The 21,825-nt window shown below is 46.3% G+C and carries 23 protein-coding genes; 10 read left to right on the top strand and 13 right to left on the bottom strand.

Annotated features, from left to right (window positions below; genetic code table 11):
- Window positions 1-49: 49 nt before the first annotated feature.
- On the bottom strand, window positions 50-634 hold the full coding sequence (locus ACNI29_RS19230; protein ID WP_419779982.1) for a sensor histidine kinase: 585 nt from the start codon (window positions 632-634) through the stop codon (window positions 50-52).
- Window positions 635-667: 33 nt separating this feature from the next.
- Window positions 668-1,168, bottom strand: a complete 501-nt coding sequence (locus ACNI29_RS19225) for a response regulator (RefSeq protein ID WP_419779981.1) — start codon at window positions 1,166-1,168, stop codon at window positions 668-670.
- A gap of 279 nt (window positions 1,169-1,447) precedes the next feature.
- Between ACNI29_RS19225 and ACNI29_RS19220 the strand changes: the two genes are divergently transcribed.
- Window positions 1,448-2,053: a PilZ domain-containing protein gene (locus ACNI29_RS19220; protein WP_419779980.1), complete on the top strand. Its 606-nt coding sequence runs from the start codon at window positions 1,448-1,450 to the stop codon at window positions 2,051-2,053.
- A 1-nt stretch (window position 2,054) separates the two neighbouring features.
- Entirely contained in the window at window positions 2,055-2,258 is a 204-nt protein-coding gene (locus tag ACNI29_RS19215; RefSeq protein ID WP_419779979.1) for a hypothetical protein, read from the top strand.
- A gap of 86 nt (window positions 2,259-2,344) precedes the next feature.
- On the opposite strand, the gene ACNI29_RS19210 is transcribed toward ACNI29_RS19215, so the two are convergent.
- The 4 genes from ACNI29_RS19210 to ACNI29_RS19195 form a co-directional block, all read right to left on the bottom strand.
- A complete protein-coding gene (locus ACNI29_RS19210; RefSeq protein ID WP_419779978.1) occupies window positions 2,345-3,076 on the bottom strand; it encodes an amino acid ABC transporter ATP-binding protein in 732 nt (243 codons plus the stop codon).
- Window positions 3,076-4,089: an amino acid ABC transporter permease gene (locus ACNI29_RS19205; protein WP_419779977.1), complete on the bottom strand. Its 1,014-nt coding sequence runs from the start codon at window positions 4,087-4,089 to the stop codon at window positions 3,076-3,078. Before ACNI29_RS19205 ends, ACNI29_RS19210 begins: the two co-directional genes overlap by 1 nt.
- Before the next feature lie 152 nt (window positions 4,090-4,241).
- A complete protein-coding gene (locus ACNI29_RS19200; protein ID WP_419779976.1) occupies window positions 4,242-5,060 on the bottom strand; it encodes a transporter substrate-binding domain-containing protein in 819 nt (272 codons plus the stop codon).
- Between the two features lie 61 nt (window positions 5,061-5,121).
- Window positions 5,122-5,289, bottom strand: coding sequence for a hypothetical protein (locus ACNI29_RS19195; protein WP_169052010.1), 168 nt, complete (start codon window positions 5,287-5,289; stop codon window positions 5,122-5,124).
- A 195-nt stretch (window positions 5,290-5,484) separates the two neighbouring features.
- On the opposite strand from ACNI29_RS19195, the gene ACNI29_RS19190 reads away from it, so the two are divergent.
- The 5 genes from ACNI29_RS19190 to ACNI29_RS19170 all read left to right on the top strand — a co-directional run bounded on the left by ACNI29_RS19190 (window position 5,485) and on the right by ACNI29_RS19170 (window position 11,126).
- Window positions 5,485-6,228, top strand: coding sequence for a basic amino acid ABC transporter substrate-binding protein (locus tag ACNI29_RS19190; protein ID WP_419782122.1), 744 nt, complete (start codon window positions 5,485-5,487; stop codon window positions 6,226-6,228).
- A gap of 98 nt (window positions 6,229-6,326) precedes the next feature.
- On the top strand, window positions 6,327-7,109 hold the full coding sequence (locus tag ACNI29_RS19185) for an amino acid ABC transporter permease (protein WP_419779975.1): 783 nt from the start codon (window positions 6,327-6,329) through the stop codon (window positions 7,107-7,109).
- Window positions 7,099-7,836: an amino acid ABC transporter ATP-binding protein gene (locus tag ACNI29_RS19180; protein WP_419779974.1), complete on the top strand. Its 738-nt coding sequence runs from the start codon at window positions 7,099-7,101 to the stop codon at window positions 7,834-7,836. The genes ACNI29_RS19185 and ACNI29_RS19180 overlap by 11 nt, the downstream gene beginning before the upstream one ends.
- Before the next feature lie 164 nt (window positions 7,837-8,000).
- A complete protein-coding gene (locus ACNI29_RS19175; protein ID WP_419779973.1) occupies window positions 8,001-9,953 on the top strand; it encodes a hybrid sensor histidine kinase/response regulator in 1,953 nt (650 codons plus the stop codon).
- 78 nt (window positions 9,954-10,031) lie between these two features.
- Window positions 10,032-11,126, top strand: coding sequence for an AI-2E family transporter (locus tag ACNI29_RS19170; protein ID WP_419779972.1), 1,095 nt, complete (start codon window positions 10,032-10,034; stop codon window positions 11,124-11,126).
- 56 nt (window positions 11,127-11,182) lie between these two features.
- On the opposite strand, the gene ACNI29_RS19165 is transcribed toward ACNI29_RS19170, so the two are convergent.
- On the bottom strand, window positions 11,183-12,580 hold the full coding sequence (locus ACNI29_RS19165) for a bifunctional metallophosphatase/5'-nucleotidase (protein WP_419779971.1): 1,398 nt from the start codon (window positions 12,578-12,580) through the stop codon (window positions 11,183-11,185).
- A 669-nt stretch (window positions 12,581-13,249) separates the two neighbouring features.
- On the opposite strand from ACNI29_RS19165, the gene mltA reads away from it, so the two are divergent.
- Entirely contained in the window at window positions 13,250-14,209 is a 960-nt protein-coding gene (mltA, locus tag ACNI29_RS19160) for a murein transglycosylase A (RefSeq protein ID WP_419779970.1), read from the top strand.
- 1 nt (window position 14,210) lies between these two features.
- Window positions 14,211-14,939, top strand: a complete 729-nt coding sequence (locus ACNI29_RS19155; protein ID WP_419779969.1) for an MBL fold metallo-hydrolase — start codon at window positions 14,211-14,213, stop codon at window positions 14,937-14,939.
- Between the two features lie 166 nt (window positions 14,940-15,105).
- Here the strand turns inward: ACNI29_RS19155 and ACNI29_RS19150 are convergent, their stop codons facing one another.
- Together ACNI29_RS19150 and ACNI29_RS19145 are read right to left on the bottom strand one after the other, a co-directional pair.
- A complete protein-coding gene (locus ACNI29_RS19150; RefSeq protein WP_419779968.1) occupies window positions 15,106-15,312 on the bottom strand; it encodes an FmdB family zinc ribbon protein in 207 nt (68 codons plus the stop codon).
- Window positions 15,313-15,409: 97 nt separating this feature from the next.
- Complete coding sequence (locus ACNI29_RS19145) at window positions 15,410-16,402, bottom strand: hypothetical protein (protein WP_419779967.1); 993 nt, start codon at window positions 16,400-16,402, stop codon at window positions 15,410-15,412.
- 329 nt (window positions 16,403-16,731) lie between these two features.
- Here ACNI29_RS19145 and ACNI29_RS19140 point away from each other — a divergent pair, with 329 nt between their 5' ends.
- A complete protein-coding gene (locus tag ACNI29_RS19140; protein ID WP_419779966.1) occupies window positions 16,732-17,187 on the top strand; it encodes a hypothetical protein in 456 nt (151 codons plus the stop codon).
- A gap of 61 nt (window positions 17,188-17,248) precedes the next feature.
- Here the strand turns inward: ACNI29_RS19140 and ACNI29_RS19135 are convergent, their stop codons facing one another.
- Genes ACNI29_RS19135 through rsxE form a run of 4 tightly spaced genes read right to left on the bottom strand, consistent with a single transcriptional unit; the run spans window position 17,249 to window position 21,824 of the window.
- Window positions 17,249-18,424: a CgeB family protein gene (locus ACNI29_RS19135; RefSeq protein WP_419779965.1), complete on the bottom strand. Its 1,176-nt coding sequence runs from the start codon at window positions 18,422-18,424 to the stop codon at window positions 17,249-17,251.
- A gap of 35 nt (window positions 18,425-18,459) precedes the next feature.
- Window positions 18,460-20,568 carry an FAD-dependent oxidoreductase gene (locus ACNI29_RS19130; RefSeq protein ID WP_419779964.1) on the bottom strand — a complete coding sequence of 703 codons (2,109 nt, stop codon included), beginning with the start codon at window positions 20,566-20,568 and terminating at the stop codon, window positions 18,460-18,462.
- A 2-nt stretch (window positions 20,569-20,570) separates the two neighbouring features.
- Complete coding sequence (locus ACNI29_RS19125) at window positions 20,571-21,146, bottom strand: electron transport complex protein RnfA (protein WP_419779962.1); 576 nt, start codon at window positions 21,144-21,146, stop codon at window positions 20,571-20,573.
- A gap of 12 nt (window positions 21,147-21,158) precedes the next feature.
- A complete protein-coding gene (gene rsxE, locus ACNI29_RS19120) occupies window positions 21,159-21,824 on the bottom strand; it encodes an electron transport complex subunit RsxE (RefSeq protein ID WP_419779961.1) in 666 nt (221 codons plus the stop codon).
- Between the last annotated feature and the right edge of the window lies 1 nt (window position 21,825).

Here is a 21,825-nt window from a genome sequence, read left to right as displayed (position 1 = left end):
ATCACGTAGTGCAGGCTACACCGCCTTTTAATTCTTATCAAGTATGAGTTTAGCCGGGAAAACTGATTTGAAAAGTGGCTCCGTTATCGGTGAAGTAGTTAACTTCTCCATTCAACTGCTGGGCGAGAGTTTCAACAAGAGTCATTCCCAAAGTCCTGGATTCGCCGATGCAGAAATTTTCGGGCAGTCCACAGCCGTTATCCGAAACTTCCAGCTTGATGTTCTCGTCTTCACGGTGCATTGAAACGATCAATTCGCCACCTGTCTTCTGGGAGAAAGCATGGGTCAGGGCATTGGAGACCAGTTCATTGATGATCAGGCCGCAAGGGATAGCGGAATCAATTCCCATATGGATATCTTTAATTTCATATGTGGGCCGTACCCTGCCGTCCACGGAGTAGGAGCGAAGCAGGAAGCTGATCAGGGTAACCGCATATTCGCTCATGTCGATGCGGGAAAGATCTTCTGATCGGTAGAGTTTCTCATGCAGCATGGACATGGAGCGTACACGATGCTGGCATTCCCGCAGTAGGTTGGTAGCTTCGGCGTCTTCAGTATAACCGCTTTGCAGGCTGAGCAGACTGGAGATTACTTGCAGATTGTTTTTGACTCGGTGGTGGATTTCCTTGAGCATCACCTCTTTTTCAGCTAATGAGGCCCGAACTAATTATTCGGATTTTTTACGGGCTGAAATTTCTTCTGAAAGAACTTTGTTCATCAGCTGCAGCTCTTCGGTTCTTTCGCGTATTTTGCGTTCAAGCTCTTCTTTGTATCTTTCGTTTTCAACCAGAAGCCTTGCTCTCTCGCGGGTGCGGTTGATAGCATTTTCAAGATCATTGAGGTCTGTGATCGGTTTCGGAATGTAATCCCAGGAACCCAGCCTGACAGTGGCGATGACATCTTCAAATGATCCGGTACCGGAAACCACAATGACCGGAGTTTGCGGAGCTTCCTGTCCCAGTTGGCGTAATACAGATAGACCGTCCATTTCCGGCATGCGCAGGTCCAGCAGGATAACATCAGGCTGTTTTTCCCGGAATATTTTCAGTCCCTCGTGACCGTTTCCGGCTTGCAGAACTTCGTATCCGCTGTCTTCAAGGTAGTGTGCGATAGAAAGTCTGACACTTTCATCGTCATCAATGGTTAAAATTTTTGGAATGTCATCCATGAGCTGTTTCCGGTTTTGGTTAACGTAATGTTGAATTATAATTTATTTCAACTTGTTTACTTTTGTTGTTTGAACACTCTGCTTAAGTTATATTAGTACTTGAAAACCGTTATAACTTTGTAATTTTTGATTTTGTGAGTATATATTGATAATTGGTATTAGCCAAGCAGAGATTTTGATATTGGAGGTCGGTTTAGGGTGGAGAAAACACGGATATTACTGATAGCTGCGCCCGGGGAAAGCAGGGGTGCATATCTTCAAGTTTTACAGGGCTTCGATGTGGAGTGCGATGTTGCGGAATCACTCCATGATGTCGTCCGTGAGCACAGCAAGGTCAAGTATAGTGGGTTCTTGATAGATATACCAACTTTGCTCAGGTCTTCGGCTGCAGATAAAGCTGAAGCCAATCTTTTGAGCGATAATTTCCCGGTGATGCGCTTGAGCCATAAATCTGCCGAGGGAGTTCGCTGCATTCCTACAGGTAAGTTTTCCGGTCATGGTTCCACTCTGGGTGAATTTTTCACGGAAAGCTGCCAGAATTTTACTGCCAGATCCCTGCGTGGCACCAAAAGGGCAAACAAAGTGTTGAATGTCCTGCTGAACCGGGATATCAATTCTAAGAACAGCCATATGGAAAAAAGCGTGGCTTTGAATTTTTCCGAAGAAGGCTGTTTTTTGTACTCGGTTTCAAGATGGCGGAAAGGCGATACGCTTTGGATTGCTATCATGGAGCTGGAAGATAAGACTCCGATAAAAGCTGAAGTGCAGTGGGCCGTTCCTTGGGGCATAAAATCCCAGATGCCGGGGATAGGGGTTAATTTCCTGTCTCTGTCTGAAGAACAGGCCGACCAAATTGAAGCAATAATTCGTGCTAAGAAGGTGTAATGTGGGCGAGCTGAAAGAAGATAAGAATTTTGAGCGGCTGCTGGAATGCATGGCACGCGGAATTCTGGTAGGCGGATCAATTGGGGCCATTGCCGGGTGGTTTTTTATGGATATTCAACGCGCCCTTTTGCTGGGTATGTTGGTCGGCTGCGTAGCCGGGCTGACTATGAAGAATGTTCGTGATAAACGGGATAAGGAAGATTAGTTTTTAATATTTCACAAAAAGAAAGACCGTTCTGCAACAGCAGAACGGTCTTTCTTTTTGTGTTTTAGGCCTACAAGAGTTTCGGCTTACAAAATCTGGCTCAAGAAAGCCTTGGTGCGGTCTGATTCCGGGTTGGTGAAGAAATGTTCAGGATCGCCTTTTTCAATGAGCATACCCTGATCCATGAAGACAACTTCATCAGCAACTTCGCGGGCAAATCCCATTTCGTGAGTGACCACGACCATGGTCATTCCTTCGTTGGCTACTGTTTTCATAACATCCAGAACTTCACCGACCATTTCAGGGTCAAGCGCAGAGGTCGGCTCATCAAAGAGCAGAACCTTCGGCTCCATCGCAAGAGAGCGGGCAATTGCTACACGCTGCTGCTGACCGCCGGAAAGCTGGGTGGGATAGACCCCGGCTTTGTCATGGATACCTACTTTTTTGAGCAGTTCCATTGCAATTTCTCCAGCTTCCTTTTTGGATCTTTTGCGGACCACAGTCTGGGCGATGGTCAGGTTTTCCAGCACGGTTTTGTGCGGGAAGAGGTTGAAAGACTGGAATACCATGCCGACTTCTTCACGGATTTTATTGATATTTGTCTTCGGAGAGAGGATATCAACGCCGTCGATGAAGATGTGACCGGAATCTGCGTATTCGAGTCTGTTCAGGCAACGCAGGAAGGTTGATTTACCGGACCCGGAAGGTCCGATAACAACGACAACCTGTCCTTTGTCCACGGTGTGTGAAACATTGGAAAGGGCCTGTACTTCGTGGGGAACGTAAAATGTTTTGTATATATTTTTAACTTCAATCATTATCTCTGCACCATTCTCTTTTCAAGGTACTGGACAAACATGGAGAAAGCAAAGGTCAGCATCAGGTAGAGCAGGGCACAAAGGAACCACAGCTCAAAGGGCTGCAAGCTGGTGGAAACAGCTTCTCTTGTTCCTTTGGTCAGTTCCCTGATAGCGATAACACCAAGCAGGGAGGAGTCCTTGATCATACTGATGAACTGTCCTGCCAGCGGAGGGAGAATCCTTCTGAACGCCTGCGGCAGGATGATGTGTTTCATTGCGTAGTATTTTGACATCCCTAAAGAGCGGGCTGCTTCCATCTGGCCCCGGTGTACGGACTGGATACCTGCACGGACAATTTCCGCTACATAAGCACCTGCGAAAATAGCTAGGGATGCGATACCGAACCAGAGAGGCGGTATCTGACCAATGTTATATTGTGCGAGCATGTTGTTGATAAGTGTTCCCAGTACAAAGTACCAGATAAACATCTGTACAAGCAGCGGAGTACCGCGAATAAGTTCAATATATGTAATGGCGGAAAGCTTCAGGGCCGGGTTCTGGGAAATGCGTGCAAGACCGGTGAATAGTCCAAGGAGAATACCGAAGATGATAGCGATGGCGCTGACCTTGAGGGTAACAAACAAACCTTCAAGGATAACACCTGGTTTCCACTCTTTTTCCACCCCGATGGTGTCGCCTACGAAAACTGTATCTTCTTCATAAACATGCACCCCGGAAGCAGGAACTTCATACTGTTCGGATTCGTGGTTTTCACCTGTAACGGTAACGATGGCGTTGTTACCCTGTTTTTTGATAGAGGTAATGCTGCCTTCTATCTCAGCATTGATGCTGATTTCATCTTGGTAGAAGAAATAGTTCGGAATACGCTCCCAACGCCAGACGTAGTCAACCTGCTGTGTTGCCCAGTAAAGTCCGAACATGGTGGCAAACAGGCCGATGAAAAAAACAGTCTTCCAGAAAATTTCGTAGTTCCGGCCTCTGCCGGGAGCTCTCATTGATGTTCCACTCATAATTAATCAAGCCGATGTTTAAAAATTTAAGTTCTTACAAAACAAAAATCAGATTGTTGAGAGATGACCGGGCAAATGGCGCTTGGAACCGATCTTATTTCAACAACCTGAAGCAGGGACGGCCAAAAGACCGTCCCTGTTGATTTTGCGTACTACTGGATGTTTTTACGCCATGCGGTGCTTTCGAACCACTTGTGGTAAAGTTTGTCGTAGCGTCCGTCGTTCTTGATCTGATGCAGGAAGTTGGTCAGGAAGTTCAGGAAGTCGGGATCGCCTTTACGGATACCCCAGCCCAGAGGCTCGTAGGTGAAAGGCTTGTCCAGGAAGAAGAGTTTACCGTTACCCTGCTCGGACATGAAGATGGCGTTGAAGGGCAGGTCGTAGATCATTGCATCTGCTTTGCCGTTAAGCACTTCAAGAGCAGCATCGGTTTCGAGGTCGAAAGATTTGTATTTCGCCTTGGGCAGAAAGCGTTTTGCAGCCTGCTCACCGGTGGTTCCGAGTTTGGAAACGATGGTGTATTCGGGTTTGTTCAGGTCTTTGTATGACTTGATTTTACCTTCGAGTTTTTTGTTAACCAGAGCGGTCTGACCCACAACCATGAATGGTTCTGCGAAGTTGATCTGGAGGTTGCGTTGCTGGTTAACAGTCATACCTGCGGTGATGACGTCAATCTTGTTGGTCAGGAGAGCGGGGATGATGCCGTCGAATTCCATGTTGACCGGGACAAATTTAACACCCATGGCTTTTGCCATTTCACGAGCGAGGTCAATTTCGAAACCGACGATGCGGCCTTTTTTATCAGTCATCTGAAAAGGAATGTAACCGGATGCGATACCGCAACGGAGTTCACCGTTTTTCATGATGGAGTTGAGGGTGGATTTCTTGGCCAGATCGATGTCGGCTGCATTGGCGGTGGCTGCGAAGCACAGAGCCAGCACCATGATCAGCATCATGCAAATTTTTTTCATAGCTTTCTCCTTTAAAGTCCTTGTCTGCATTTAAGTCAAAATACCTGATGGCAATAGCGGATCAACCGTATTTCCCTTCGGTAAGTACTTCCTTCACAATCATTTCAACCTTGCAGATAGGGCAGGTCGGCATTGATTCTTTAGGAAAGTAAACAATACGGGTGTCACGGCATTTCGGGCAGATAACTTCTACAGCTTCCTGCCGTTCCTGTTTGACTTTGTTTTTCATTTGGTAATGCCCCTTTGAAAAAAAGAATCTGGAAAATTAACTTTTTTTTGAATAAAGTTCAAGAAAACAATTTTTTAAAGGTTTTATAATTCAAAGAAAACAATATTGTCCATGGAAACCTTTGTTGACATGGTTACTTTTTTGTATAATTTTCATGTTTGTGATTTTAGGGTATTTTAACTTATTTGGAGGAATATTATGAAGAAGATTATAGTTGCCCTGTTGTTGACTATTCTTGCTGCAACACCTGCTCTTGCCGGGAAAAAAGTGATCAGCGTTGCTTCTGACTGCACTTGGCCGCCGATGGAGTTTGTTAATAAAGATAAACAGATTGTCGGATTCTCCGTTGATCTTATGAAAGCTTGCGCTAAAGCAGCAGGCTATGAAGTAAAGATCAAAAACGTAGCATGGGACGGCATTTTTGCTGGTCTAGCTGCCGGTAAGTACGATGTTATCTGCTCTTCCGTTACAATTAACGAAAAGCGCAAAAAAGTAATGGATTTCTCCGCACCCTACTTCGAAGTTAAGCAGGCTGTTGTTACTAATAAAGATTCCAAAGCCAAAACCCTTGCTGATTTCAAAGGCAAGCCCGTAGGTGCACAGATCGGTACCACCGGATACTTCGCTATCAAGGCGATCGATGGTGCTATCCCCAAATCTTACGACGAGATCGGTCTTGCAATGGAAGATCTTTTCAATGGCCGCCTGAAAGCTGTTGTTTGTGATGACCCCATCGCAGCTGACTTTGCCCTGCAGCAGGAAGAATACTCCAAGAAGCTTAAAATTGCTTTTACTGTAAAGAACGAAACCCCTGAATATCTCGGCGTTGCTGTTAAGAAAGGTAACACTGAAGTTCTCGAACTGATCAACAAAGGTCTGGCAGCTGTTCGCGCTGACGGAACCTACGACAAAATCAAAGCTAAGTGGTTCGGCAATTAATCGCATGACCACGCAGGCTTGAGTATGATAAAACGAAAGCCGGGATCGGAGCAAAATTAACCGATTCCGGCTTTTTCATGCAGCCCGGATAAATTGATATGAAAGAAAAACAAGTTAAGATTGAGGTTACGGACGGGGCCAGCATTCCTGATAGCAGCGATAGAGGACTGCTGAATGCGTGGTGGGTTTCCTTCATCGGTGCGGTCGGGATCATTGCTTATTTGATCATCACCAAGCCCGATCCATACAGGGATATTCTGCTTTTTATTCCTGACGGAATTGTAGTTACTTTTGAAGTTACCATCTGTTCTATTTTCGGGGCGCTTATTATCGGCCTTTTTACCGGGCTGGGCAGAATTTCGAGCAATAAGTTTATCAATCTGATTGCGTCTACTTATGTAGAAGTTGTCAGGGGTATTCCGTTGCTCGTACAGCTGTTTTATATTTACTACGCAATGGGCCGTGTCCTGCAGGTTCCCGACATGCTGTCGGCGATCATTGCTATGAGTGTCTGCTACGGTGCATACATGGGTGAAGTTTTCCGCGCCGGAATTGAATCCATTGATGACGGACAGACTGAGGCGGCACGTTCTCTTGGGTTTAATAAGAATGAGACTATGTTTCTGGTTATCCTGCCTCAGGCATGGCGGACTATTCTGCCTCCGGTAGGTAATGAATTTATCGCATTGCTCAAGGATTCTTCTCTGGTCTCAATTCTGGCAGTTGCCGATATTCTCAGACGCGGAAGGGAATTCGCTGCGGAGAGTTTCCAGTACTTTGAAACTTACACAATGATCGCACTTGTTTATCTGCTGATTACCCTGATCCTTTCAAGAGCAGTGAGCCACATGGAAGAGAGGTTGAATCATTATGACCGCTAAGCCCATTATTGAAATCAAAGATGTTTACAAGTTTTTCGGTGATCTCGCAGCTTTGAGTGATGTTTCTCTTGATGTTCAGCAGGGGGAAAAAGTTGTAATCATCGGGCCTTCCGGGTCCGGCAAGAGTACCTTGCTACGCTCGATCAACCGTCTCGAAGAGATCAACAGAGGTTCTATTGTCGTTGACGGAATGGATGTGCATGACAAGGAAAACGACATTAATACCATCCGTCAGGAACTGGGTATGGTTTTTCAGTCTTTTAACTTGTTTCCCCATAAAACAGTTTTGGAAAATCTGACCATGGCACCAATCCGCCTTAAAGGTCTTGAAAAAGAGGAAGCACGCGCAATCGCAGTGGATCTGCTCAAGAAGGTCGGAATACGTGAGAAGGCGAACGTTTATCCTTCGAAGCTTTCGGGCGGACAGCAGCAGCGTGTGGCAATCGCCCGCGCGCTGGCTATGAACCCGAAAATTATGCTTTTTGACGAGCCAACCTCAGCTCTTGACCCTGAGATGATCGGTGAGGTTCTGGATGTAATGAAGAATCTAGCCCGCGAAGGCATGACCATGGTGGTAGTTACCCATGAGATGGGATTTGCCCGCGAGGTGGCAGACAGGATTGTCTTTATGGAAGACGGTAGAGTTATTGCCTGTGCTCCGCCGGAAGAATTCTTCAACAGCGCTGAACATCCACGTCTGAAAAAGTTCTTGGATCAGATCTTGTGATTCAGTGATTTATTTTTAGTTTTAAAAAGCCGGCTCTCGATTTGAGAGTCGGCTTTCTGGTTTTGGTACGTTTTTAGTAAGTGGAATATGTTTTCAATTCTGTAATAATTTATTATATGAGTTACTACGTTGATTCTTAAATACATGTTCATGGGGTATTGTTGATGTCTGGCAAGCGGATTCTTGTTGTTGATGATGAAAAAATTGTGAATCTCGATATTCAGGCCACTTTAAAGCGCTTGGGATATATTATTGCCGGTGACGCTGTTTCCGGTCCTGAAGCAATTGATAAATCCGCTGCTGCCCGACCAGATCTAATTTTGATGGATATCAAGCTGCAAGGCGAGATGGATGGTATTGAAGCAGCGAATATCATTATAAAGAAATATGACATCCCGATTGTTTTTCTCACTGCCTTTTCTGATGAAAAGACTCTTAGCAGGGCAAAGCTTTCCGGTCCTTTCGGTTATCTGCTGAAGCCTTTTGAAGAGCGCGAAGTCCGTTCTGCTATTGAGATTGCCCTTTATAAACATGCCATGGAGCAGGAGTATCGGCAGGCTGTGGCTGATGCCGAAGCAGCAAACGAAGCCAAAAGTTCATTTTTGGCGACGATAAGTCATGAACTGCGTACACCTATGAACGGGATTCTGGGCTTGAGTGAAATCCTTCTCAGCAGCGGACTTGCCTCTGAGCAACAGGAATACGTTGAGCTGATAAAAGGCTCGGCGTCATCATTGCTGCGGGTTCTAAATGATATGCTTGATTATTCAAAAATCGAGCGCCGTATCCTCGAATTGCGCGAAGGCGTCTTCGATGTCCGTCAGACTCTTGCTCTGGTGCTGAATTCACATCAGCCCAATGCTACTAACAAGGAACTCCAGATGGAGTGCTATGTTCACCCGGATGTTGCCGGAGAGTTGCAAGGTGATTCCGGCAGATTGACTCAGATTTTGAATAATCTTGTCGGCAATGCGATCAAATATACCGACACTGGCGGAATTTCTATTGAAGTAGTCCCCGATGAATGTGATTCCGATCCATATCCTGCAGGATGCGTGAGGCTTCTTTTCACTGTTTCCGATACCGGGGTCGGGATCTCCAGACATAAAGCGGATACTATTTTTGAAAGCTTTACCCAGCTCGAAGATTACATGACCCGTAAACATGGCGGGATAGGATTGGGATTAGCCATCACCCAGAACCTTGTGCACATGCTTCAAGGTGCCATCTGGGTAGATACTCAGCCGTCATATGGCAGTAGTTTTTATTTTACAGCCGTATTCAAGAGTGTTGATGATTGCACAATAAAAGAGTTGAGCGAAGGTGAGAAAATATTGAACTTCCCTCAGCGTAAGCGGATTATGCTCGCTGACGATAACATTATTACCCGTAGGGTTGTCACCGCTTTTCTGGAAAAGGCAAATTGTGAACTTGAACTCGTAGAGAATGGACGTGAAGCGATCAGGCTTTTGACCAGTAAACCTTTTGATCTGGTTATCATGGATATCCAGATGCCGATCATGGATGGATTGGAAGCTACCCGCCTTATTCGAGCCGGTTATATTGAAAATGTAGATCCGCAAATTCCGATTTTAGCACTCACCGCTCATGCCATGAAAGGGGACAGGGAACGCTGCCTGGAAGTCGGCATGAATGGTTATCTTTCAAAACCCTTCGATTCTGCGGGATTGATGAATGCGTTGCTTTCAGTTGTCGGTGGCGATGAGGGCAGAACTCAAATAGCTGCCCAGACTAAAGAAGAAATTGAAAATACATCCTGCCTCGATTTTAAGGGTACTATGGCTCGTCTGGATGGGAATGACGTGTTACTTTGTGAGATATATCGGCATTTTATGCGACTGGTTCCTACCCATCTTGTCAAGGTTGATGAAGCTGTAGGAAAGTCCGACAAGGATATGGCTAGAAGTGAGATTTGCTTTTTGAGGGGGCTGTCGCTTGATGTCGGTGCGAATAAACTTTCATCTTTGACAAAAGAAATGGAAGAGTTGTTAGAAAAAGATAATTTGTTGGAGGTTGGTGCCCTCCTGTCGTGTATGAAGTGTGAGGCTGAGAATACTTTTACCGAGATGTCAGATTATCTTTTTAAATACAACTGATTTTAATTGTGCTGTTTTGGGTTATCTGGAAGTATGGGCGTCTCTCAGCGAAACTAAAATTATTTTAAGGATTTGAGCATGACCCCCCCCGATGAAAAGATCATTAAGTCTCCAGCAATATATACTTTTTTCTTGATCCTGCTGCTTATTTCAGCCATCGCGCTGTGCTATTCCGTTATCAAGCCTTTCATAAGCACGATTATAATTTCAGTTGTTTTGAGTGGTATCTTTTATCCTTTAAGCAGGAAAATATGCCGCAGGCTTGGCGGACGTGCCGGCGCAAGTGCCTTTCTGACAGTCCTTATTATTGTCTTTGCTATCATCATTCCAGCTGTAATCTTTTTTTTCGGGATCATCGGGCAGGGTGTTGATTCGGTTTCCGCAATCAACGAATGGCTGCGCACTACCGATTTTTCAACCTTTTTCAACTCTGAACAGTACAACAGCTATCTACTCTGGCTGGAGCAGAAGCTTCCGTTTCTTGAGATCAGCTCAAGCGATATTCAATCCAGAGTTCTCGAAATTTCAAGAAGTTTCGGGCAGGCAATGCTCACTTCCGGTACATGGCTGGCGGGAAATATGGCCAGTCTTGTGGCTCATTTTCTGATCATGCTTTTTCTTGTTTTCTCCTTTCTCAAAGATGGAGACCGCTTCATCGAACGTATCAGATATCTTTCTCCTTTGCGTTGGGAGCAGGAAGATTTTATTATCGAAAGTCTAAGAAAAGTATCCAAATCAGTACTTTTTGGAAGTCTTTTTATTGCTGTTCTGCAGGGTGTTGTAGGTGGCATCGGGCTTGCTATCGCTGGCATTCCAGGACTTTTCTGGGGAACGATGATGAGCTTCGCGTCCCTTATCCCGGTGCTGGGTACAGGGCTGATCTGGCTTCCGGCTACAATTTATCTTGTAATTGTGGGTAAAGTGAAGATTGCAGTCTTTTTGTTGTTGTGGTGCGGTGTGCTTGTAACCGCGATTGATACAGTGCTCCGTCCGATTATCGTTCGCGAGGCTTCGCGGGTATCAACTATTTATGTTTTCCTCGCTATTCTGGGCGGTATTAATGCTTTCGGGCCGTTAGGAATACTTTATGGTCCGCTTATTCTTACCTTTCTCATGGTCATGCTCCACATCTATGGCGTGGAATTTCAGGATGTCCTGACTCATAAAAGCTAGGTTTTGATCTGCTGCGGTGGGCCGAATGTCGCGACGCGAAGATTTTGTCTGTAAATCTAGTTATTGTTTTTGTTCGGAGTTCTGTCGGACTGCAATATTGCCGGAGAGAACTCCGACTTTAGCTTTTGTTTTTTGAGCATACCCGCTTTGATCACTTCCCGTACTTTTACGAATGTCTCAACTTTATCGGGTAAATTTTCGAGCATGATATACCCGTCACCGCCACGGGCAAGATATGAGTTGGTAGCCAGCGAATATTTGCGGTTTTCTTTTATAAATTTATAGCTCCCTGATTTATCGAGAATCTTGATGTTGGAAACACGGTTCCCCGGGATTTTGATTTTTACCGGTTTGCCCTCACTGTCCATCTCCAGCTCCTGAGCTTGCCCTGTTAAGTCTACTGCGAAATGCACTCCGGAAATCTGCAGAAAAGCTCCAGATGGATCAGGGAGTTTATGAACTGAGCGCTCAAGTATTTGTTTCAGTGTCTTGCCAGTTACTTTTAAGATGCTGACCTTGTTGCCGAAGGGGAACATTGTATTAATATCCTGATCTGTAATCGGTCCGGATGGAATTACTTTGTCTCCTCTGATGCCCCCGCCGTTCTGAAATCCGATATCAGTTTGGAATTTCTCGCGGAGTATGGAGCTGATAATGTTGCCGGCTAAGGTTTCTTTTGTCCTAATTGATGCTGTCCGGGTGTCGAGTGGAGACGGGGCGATGGCTAACGGAAGGGATTCATTCTCGGTTTGGTGAATTTTTCCGGAAATGAAGTTCCTGATCTGGATATCTTCTTTTGTATTGTCTGTAACAGGAATAATCGTCCATTCGTGCTTGTGGATGGATCTGGCATCCATACTTATTTTCAGAACACCAACGTAACGTCCGTGGCTTCCACATTGAACCATCAGTCCGGGAGTAGGGCCGTCTCGGGCAATGACTTCCTGTCCGGGCAAAATCTCCTTGTAACTTTGGCCTCCGCAAATAATATCAATTTCCGGCACTTCCTGCAGGATCTGTTTTTGATGTTTAAGATTTAAGTGGCTCAGCAATATAATCAGATCGACTTTCTTTTTGTCTTTTAGTTCGCGTGCTGTTTTGCGTGCGGATTTAATTATATCTGCGGATACTCTGATTCCTGACCCAGGGTTGGATATCAGTTTCAGTTCCGGTAAAATCATGCCCATGAATCCGACTTTAACGAAATTTTTTTCGATCAGCTCGGTGTGTTGTATGTATTTTTGAAGTGGGTTGTCGGAGGATATTTTTATGTTGCTGACTACAGTGGGGAATTTTTTATTTTTCAAGCATTTCGCCAGAAATTTGGAACCCCGGTTGAATTCGTGGTTGCCAAGAGTGGAAATGTCGAATCCCATCATATTCATTGCATCAAAAACAGTCTTGCCTTTTTCGTTCGTCAGGGATTCTCCCATGAGGTCATCGCCTGTTGCCACGGTAATTGTTGAGCCAGGATACTTTGTTCTATATAATTCAAATATTGACTGAATTCTTGCAAATCCCCCGAAAGTACGTACCATGCTGGTAGAGTGTTGATAATTTTTTTCCTCTGCTGGAAGTAGTTGCCCGTTGAGTCCTGATGTAGTTAAAATTATTAGGTCCCAACGGTCGGCGGGGGCAGGTGATGACGTTGTCAGAATGGCAATTAGAGCTGCTACGATTGCAAATAGACGCATAACAGATTCCGTGGTTGCTGTTTCGGTTACAAAATAAATTATGTGGGCAATGGCTTATATTGTAAATATGGCCGAATGTAAGTCAGTTTTATCTTTTAATCCAGTATAACCGTGTTCAATATATTATCCATGAGGCAGGTCTCGGTGTTGTTTTCGAGTTTTCGCAATTTTATCCCCGGTATTTTTTGTGGAATAGCAGTATTTTATCTTCTCTGCGGTTGTTCCACTCATACTCCTAGGCCTTCAACTGAAAGTAAGGCTAAAGGATATTATAAAATTGAATCTGCCCAAGTTTCAGGTTTGATCAGCCGTCTTCAAAATCAGGACGATGGCGGCTTTTCTTGGCTGATGTTGCAAAAGGGCATTGAATATAATCTGAGATATGTTTCTTCCAAGCCGGCAAATAGCGTTGCAGCAAAGTATGGCCGCATGCAGATTACTTGGGGTATGCTTAGGCAGACTAATGAAGAAATGCTCGAACTGTTGCCTTTGCTTAGTGAGTCCCCTGAATTGTTGAACGAAAAGTTTGTTTGGTATTCAATGGCTCCGCGTACTCTGCTGACCGGATATTATGAGCCTTATCTGGAAGCCTCGCTTACGCCGCATCCTGATTATCCATATCCTCTTTATAGTGTTCCGGCGGACCTTAAGACGCTCGATCTTGGTAAATTCCATCACCGTTGGAAAGGCCAGAAATTGATTTACCGGCAGGAAAACGGTGAAGTTCTGCCCTACCATGACCGGGAAGATATTGATTTTGAAGGTGCGTTGCAGAGCAAGGGTTTAGAGATTGCCTGGGTTAAGGATCTGGTGGATGTGTTTATCCTGCAAATTCAGGGTTCCGGTAGATTGGTCCTGCCCGATGGTAATGTGAAGCATGTGCTTTATGCCGGGAAGAACGGATTGAAGTATGTCTCTCTCGGCAAGGTTTTGATTAATCGCGGTTTGTTGCCCAAAGAGGGGATGAGTATGCAGAAGATCAGGGCTTTTCTTGCTGAAAACCCGGAATTGGTTGAAGAGCTGCTGACCACTAATCCCAGCTATGTTTTTTTCAGACTTGATGATGAAGGGCCTTTTGGTTCCATGGGCGCACCGTTGACCCCGATGGCCAGTGTTGCTGTTGATAGTAAAGTTCTGCCGCTAGGCTCTCTTGCATTGCTGACCACCCGGTTGCCGCAGCAGGATGCGAATGCGAAAGCACCGTTTGTGCGCATGGTTATGGCGCAGGATCGCGGAGGAGCCATCAAGGGAACAAGAGTGGATCTGTTTTGCGGATCAGGATCTGATGCTGAATATCTGGCCGGACATCTGACTTCGTGGTCCCATGTTTATCTGCCGATCAGCCGTGCTTTGGTTGAAGAAATGGAAGCCGCAAAAGTCGAAAAGTGATATGCAGGTCCGTTTAACTCATATTTTTCATAATTGTTTTGTGCTCACATCAGAGCAGGTCTGCTACGTTTTTGACATCCCTGCTGAAAGGTTTAGGGGTAAAAAGGTACTGGCCGCGTTACAGGAAGCAGTTGCCGGGCGTGATGTTTTTGCGTTCTTTTCACATAGCCATCTGGACCATTTTGCGCCTGATTTCCGTGAAGTATGCAGCGGTGCTAATTCATTACAGGCCATAATCTCCGATGATATTGAAGAGATGTATCCTGATTTTGATTTCGGGAGCGCGTTGATTGTCGAGCCAGATGAAAAGTATGAAATAGGCGGGCTTGAAATTGAAGCTATGATGTCCAATGATCTTGGGGTGGCTTTCCTATTCCGTACACCGCAAGGATTGAAAGTTTACAACGGCGGAGATCTTGCCTGTTGGGATTGGGAAACAGCTTCGCAGAACGAATTAAATTTTACCCGTTCTTTTTTTACTGCAGCGGTTGAAAAGGTAGGCGCATACGGCGTTCATGTTGCATTTTCCAATGTGGACAGGCGGCTGAAAAGCCTGGCAGGCGGGCCGCAATTAGCTCAAGCGGTACAACCTCAGATTTTTATTCCGACTCACGCTTTGGGGCGTACCCAGTGGCTTAGAGGAATTCATGAGCGGCTTGGTATTAATGAGCAGAGTTGTTTTGAATATCGCCGCGTAGGTGACACTCAGGTTTATGAAGTAGATATTTAGTGTTTTCGCCGCTATCGTTTTAAAACAGCCAATAAGAAAGCCCGTGATACCTTAGAGGTCTCACGGGCTTCAACTATATAACTTGAAGAAGCTATTTAGCGAAGATTCATGGAATGTTTTGGGATTCATAAACCCTTTATCAAATGGGTTTAAGCCTCCGGAGGGATTAATTTTCTCCCATTTTACAAGGCGGGGCAGTGTAGCCACCCATGCCTTTGGGGATGCCATTAGGGCGGACATTACCTATGGAGAGCAGCTTTTCACACTCTTTTTGTCCGCACTCGGGGCAATCTGCTTTGGCTTCTTTGCCGGGCATGACCAGTTCGTCAAATTCCTTACCGCATTTTGAGCATTTGAATTCATAAATAGGCATTTGCTGACTCCTTTTATATGTAGTGGGAGCGAGGCTCCATTGATTGTTGTTACTGGAGTCAGAGGTAAGAGAAAATTACGCTCTTTTCAAGTGAAATTTATATGGTTGTTGAAAGCAGCGTTCCTCCGCCCTTCATGCCCAGCTGGGAGAAAAATCCGTTTAGCTGTCCGTGTATCTGCCCGGCCTGTTTGTCCTGCTGCTCTTGAATGGCGGCAGCTTTATCGAGCAGGGTATTTATATATTTTGTAATTTCCGCCAGCTTATCCTGTTCGGCCTCACTGAGTGTTCCTTCCTTGGCTTTGTCCTTAAGGGCGTCAGCCTGATCGTCCAGTTTGTAGTACAGGTTTTTTTCGGCATTGCTCAGGCCGTGTGTGACCAGACTCCCTGCGATTTTTTCCATTTCAGTCAGCAGTTCTTCGGCGCGTTTCTTTTCTTCTTCATTCAACTCCTTGGGAGTTGTGCCCTGAATTTCGTCAATCTGCTTGTTCAAATCGTCCGCTTTGGCCTGTTCTTCTGCGGTCAGGGTTTTGGGTCCGGTTATACCGAACAACTCTTTAAGTTCCTTCTGGATGGATTCTTCTTTTTTCTTTTCGGCAGCACTCAGGACCTTGCCTTCCGGGTAGTACATTTTTTTCAGTTCCCATTTCAGGCTTTCCGCTCTTTGGCGGTCTGAGCCCTGCGGGTCCTTGGTGGGTAATATTTCGTAAAGTTCGTCCAGCTGTGTCTGGAGTTCATCTACTTGTTTTTGTTCATCAGAGGTCAGTTTTTTGGGGTCGCCGTCAAGTCCGTAAAGTTTGTCCAGTTCTGCTTTCAATTCTTTGAATTTTTTTTCCTGCTCATCGCGCACTGACGAATCATTGACACCATAAATATTATTCAGCTGAGAGAAGTAGCCGTTAACCTGCTGCTGTTCATCGGAGGATAAGCCGAAACTCATAGTAGCGAACTGCATTTGCAGCTGCCTACGGATTTGGGTAGCACTCATGTCGCTTGAAATATTAGGTTTTTTAGCGTTTTGAGTGTTGTTGGCGATGTTTGAGAAGTAGCTTCCGGCTGTGCTTTGTCCATTCAAAACTGAGCTGGTGAACATGTCAGGCTCCTAAGAAAATGAGGATATTATTAGGAAATTATTTCCATAATGTTTATTTTTCTTAATTAAAGCAAAATGTGTTCCAGATATGATTGTTCTGAATTTAACATGCTAAACTGCCGTTAAAAATGCGGTTTTTAGTTAATTTTATTTAAAGTTCATGTTTTTGTTTGAACATGGTTGCACAAGCTGGGTATTTGTGAGAATCACGGAGTGTTTGCAGGGAGGATGGATCAAAAATTTTAAAAGAGGTTTAAATTCTTGATTTGAAGTCGTCCTTGAAGTATAGTCCTTTTTCGTTATAAACACGATCATTTAGGAGGAAAAAAATGAGCGCAGCAACTGAAAAAGTGCATCAGATGGAAGATTACCAGCAGAACGAAGAAGCGCTGGGTGAAAACGTCGCAGTAGGCGTTACCGAGACTGCTTCAAAAGACATGGGAAAGGTAGCAATTATCATTTCCTTCATGGCAGTAGTTCTTCTTGTTGTATTTTTCTACGGCCTGAACCAGAATCTGACCAGCCTTACCGCTGAAGTTAAAGATCTGCAGACCGTACGCGGTGAAGTGGAAGCCCTGAATTCCCAGATGGACGTCGTAGACGGCAGACTGGTAGAACTCGAAAAGCTCCCCACAAAAACCAGACATATTATCATGGACGGCATTATCGAAGAAATGAACCAGAAAGCAGCTTACGTTGGTGCACAGCTCAGCGAAGAAGAGCAGGCAAAACTTGCCAAGGTTCAGGAGCTCCTCAAGGACGTACAGTCCGGCCTCCAGAAATAATAGCTTTGAGCGATCAAAGTTCTGGCGCATCGGGATTTCCCGGTGCGCCTTTTTTTGTGCTTTAGAAAAAAATTTTCATTTTACGGATAATCTCAGCCATCCTGTGCTCATAGGTATGCTCGGCGAGCACTCGTTTATGTCCTGCACGGGCAAGTTTTTTCCTTTCTTCCGGGCTGTTAAGCCATCTTATCACGGTTTCGGTTATGCTTTGGGTGTCAGTATAACATGCTACCTCTTTTTCCGGTTCAAATAACTTTTCCAGTGCAGGGCTAGCTTCTGTCAGCAGAAATGCTTCGCATGCGGGAACATCAAATACCCGCTGATTCATGGCCAAGTGTGATTTAAGACTGGTCGTATTAAAATTTATCGCCGAACTTCTGTAGAAAGCGGGGAGTTCGTGCTCGTAATTTAGGCTGCTCCACCAAGAAAAGGTTTCATTTCCAGTAGAAAATTTGTTTTTCCAATAGGTGTCACCGACAATTACAGGTTTGAATTTTAGAATTTTTGAAACAATTTTTACCCGGCTTTGCCTTGTTGCTTCATATTCTATCAGATTGCGAAAAAGATTCTGGGTGTGTGCAGTTTGAGCAGAGTATGCATCGCGGGCTTCGGGAGCCATCTGCTCCAGTATCGTGTTTATTTCGGGGGCAGGACTTGTTTCATAAAATTGTGCCAGTTTTTTGTATTCTCGGAGTAGCGGGGCATTGAATTTACCTGTTTGAAGCAAAGTAGCGATTTTGTTAGTCCAGCTTGCGCCTACAAATGAAACAGTAAATTTCGGTGTAATCGATTTATCCGGGCGGAAAATGGAAGTGTCTGCTCCCAGAGGCAGGTAGTGGACTTCTTTGACATTTCTTTTCTTAAAAAAAGGAATTGATTTTGGATCCCAGCAGAAAGTTGCAAGCAGTGCTGTGGAGTCGGTGTTATTTTCCATATATATCTCAGGGCGATCTACAAACCAGCTCGCGAAAGGGATATTGCAGCGTCTGAGCAGTTCTAATACCTTTCCCTCAGCATCCAATCCCATATGATTTATGCTCAATATGAAATGCGGCTTGAAGGCTGCAATTGTATCAAACATCCTTTTTAGAAAATCACTTTGCGGGTCAATGGCTACGGTAGAAAAATCAACAGCGCACCGCTCCATAGCGCGGACCAGCTCGGGCACTACAAAGTAGTCATGTGTAATAAACAGGATGCGCGGTTTTTGCCCTCTGATTGATTTAATTTTAAGCATGTTACGGGGCTACATTTTTATAAAGTTAATGTCTACTAATCCACTTTTTCCCCGACCCTTGAGGTGAAGATATTTTCCAGAGGAACATCACGGTCATAGCAGGTAAGTCCGCAACGCAGGCAGCGTGCAGTTTCGTTGCGAAGTTCTTCTTCAGTGAGGCAGCCTTCGACTTCTTTGAAGGTCGTCGTGCGGTCATTCCCTTTGCAGTTGTGGGGCATTGGTGTGCGCCCCTTGTGTTTGCAACCGTCAACATCTTCAAAAAGGGTGTAAGGGATCGGATTATGCAGAATGTTGTCTGCCACAGGAATTTCACCGGTTGTCAGCAGATAGTGGATTGAACGTGCGGCGCGGCGGCCGCCTCCTACTGCGGAGATTACAAGGTCCGGTCCGGAAACAGCATCACCCCCGGCAAAGACTTTAGGTATTGAAGTCTGCAAGGTGTCCGGGTCGGCCTGGACAGTGCGCCAGCGTGTGAAGTCAATATTGCACTGCTCCTCACCATCAGTATAGAAACAGGATAACTGCGGCTTCTGTCCAATTGCTGAAATTACAGTGTCCACAGGATAGCGGATTTCAGATCCTTTTACCGGGACAGGGCGGCATCGCCCGGATTCGTCGGCTTCACCCAGTTCCATCTGCACGCACTCAAGATGGGTGGCTCTGCCCTGATCATCAATTATGACCTTGGTCGGGGCAGCGAGAAATACGAACTTGATTCCTTCGTCAGCCGCAGCTTCGATTTCTTCTGTGTTGGCAGGCATTTCATTTCGTGTGCGCCTGTAGAGCAGGGTTACATCACAGCCCAGCCGGATGCATGTTCTGGAGGCGTCAATAGCGGTATTTCCACCGCCTACAACAATAACCTTTGGTCCCACTGCCGGGGGTTGCCCCAAACCGACAGCGGTCAGAAATTCTGTACCTGAAAGCACGCCCTGTGCGTCTTCGCCGTCAATACGCAGTGTTCCGCTGGCCCATGCGCCGATACCCATGAAGAAGGCTTCGAATCCTTCGGCTTCCAGATCATTGATTGTAAAGTGTTTCCCTAATCGCTGCTCCATGCGCACATCTATGCCGAGATCAAGAATGCCCTGAATTTCCCATGCAAGGTCTTTTTTGGGAAGTCTGTACTCAGGGATACCGTAGCGCAGCTGTCCACCGAGTTCAGGCATGCCTTCGATGATAGTCGGGCTGTGCCCCAGACGGCGGAGATAGTAAGCGCAGGAAAGACCGGATGGTCCTCCTCCGATGACAGCTATTTTGCGTCCTGTGTCTTTGGCGCAGGGGATGGGCAGACGCAGATTGTTTTTCATTTCCCAGTCAGCAACAAACCGTTTGATCATGTTGATTCCTACCGGGTCATCAACATGGGTGCGGCGGCAGATCAGTTCACAGGGACGCGGGCAGACCCGGCCGCAGACCAGCAGCAGCGGGTTACGCTCGCGGATTATGTTCACCGCTCCGGCGTAATCGCCTTTGTTTGCGGCCTCAATGTAGCGTGGGATATTGATGTTTGCAGGACATTTCTGCTGACAGGGAGCAAGGCAGTCGTTGACCTCTTCCATGTGCAGCAGCTTGGAAGTCATGGAAACAATGGAAAGTACTCCACGCGGACATGCCTCAACGCATTTGCGACAGGCACGGCAGGCCAGCGGGTCAACCACGGGAAGACCTTCATCGCCCATGTGAATGGCATCAAAAGGGCAGACTGCAACACATGTTCCGAGTCCTAGGCAGCCTTCAGGACAGGTTTTGGAGCCATCGTAGAGCAGGGCCTGAGCACGGCAGTTTCCGGCTCCTTCGTAATTGAAAAGATCTTCAGCCCGTTCGCCTCCGGTACAATCCCTGAAAGCCAGTTCCGCTTCCATGTCCAGAACTTCAAGACCCATGACTTCACCAACTGCCTTGGCGGTTTCAGTGCCGCCGATAACACAGACGTTGGCTCCTGACTTTCCTTCCACCACCGCATTTGCCGCACCGTTGCAACCTGCATAGCCGCAGCCGCCGCAGTTGACACCGGGCAGAACATCCTCAACCTGCGCAATGCGCGGATCTTCCTTTACATGCAGAATTCTGGAAGCGACAGCGAGGATTGTGGCGGCAGTAAAGCCCAGTCCCATGAGTACAAATAGTGATGAAAGGATCATATCTAAATCATCCCCTTAAAAGCAAAAAATGCCAGCGACATCAACCCGGCCATGACAAGTGCTATGGGCGTACCTTTCATGGAGTTGGGTGTGCGTGAAACTTCAATCCGTTCGCGGATGGATGAAAGAACAATCAATGCAAGCATGAATCCCATGCCGGAAGCAAAGGAAAAGGCCACGGTTTTGATAAAAGTGAATTCCTCACGCTGGCAGATGATCGCGATACCCATCACCGCGCAGTTGGTGGTGATCAGCGGTAGAAAGATACCAAGCGATTTGTAGAGCGGCGGCACGGCCTTTTTAAGAAACATTTCTACAAACTGTACCAGCGAGGCGATGACCAGAATAAAGGTCAGGGTCTGGAGATATTGCAGCCCCAGCGGATCAAGCAGGTATTCCTGTACCGCCCATGTTATGGAAGCGGCCATGGTGGCAACGAAAACAACTGCGCTGCCCATGCCGATAGCCACGGAAATTTTCTTGGACGTACCGATGAACGGACAGTTTCCCAGATACTGGGCCAGCACGATGTTGTTTACGAATATGGCGGATATGAAGAGCAGGAAGTATTCTTTCATGGCTTAATCCTTCTAGCGGCTGCAAATTCCGCAGGACCTGCATTCGTGGCCGGGGTTGTCCAGTACCGCCTGCCCCTTGCGTCTTGCCTGCCAGCTGGTGAAAATATTCATTCCCGCGAGCATCAGTCCGAGACAGACAAAAGCTCCCGGGGCCTCAACCATGAAAGAGAATGGTTTGTATGTTTCGGGCAGAATCTGGTTGCCGAAGAGGGTTCCGTAACCAAGGAGTTCGCGCAGTCCGCCGAGCAGGGTAAGGGATATTGTGAATCCTATTCCCATGCCCAGTCCGTCCGCAGCCGCAAGCAGTATGGGATTCTTGGATGCGAAAGCTTCAGCCCTGCCGAGGATGATGCAGTTGACCACAATCAGCGGCACGAAGATGCCCAGCTGCTGGTAGAGCGGGTAGGCAAAGGCCTGCATGAGCAGTTCCACCGAAACAACAAGGGAAGCCGCGATAACAATGAAGCAGGCGATGCGTACCTTGGGAGGAATGATCTTTCGAAAAATTGAAACAAGGATGTTGGACATGGTCAGCACGAAGATAACCGCTAACCCCATTCCGAGTCCGTTGTCAGCCGTTTTGGTTACCGCCAGCACCGGGCAGAGACCGAGCACTACCTTGAAAGGGGGTAAGTCCTTCCAAAGTCCTTTTGAAAACTCTTTCCACAATAAGCTCATC

The sequence above is a fragment of the Maridesulfovibrio spiralis (SeqCode) genome (assembly GCF_048571135.1).
In the GTDB taxonomy this organism is placed as follows: domain Bacteria; phylum Desulfobacterota; class Desulfovibrionia; order Desulfovibrionales; family Desulfovibrionaceae; genus Maridesulfovibrio; species Maridesulfovibrio spiralis.
The sequence above is the reverse complement of the archived record's forward strand: the minus strand, read 5'-3'. Positions and strand labels throughout refer to the sequence as shown.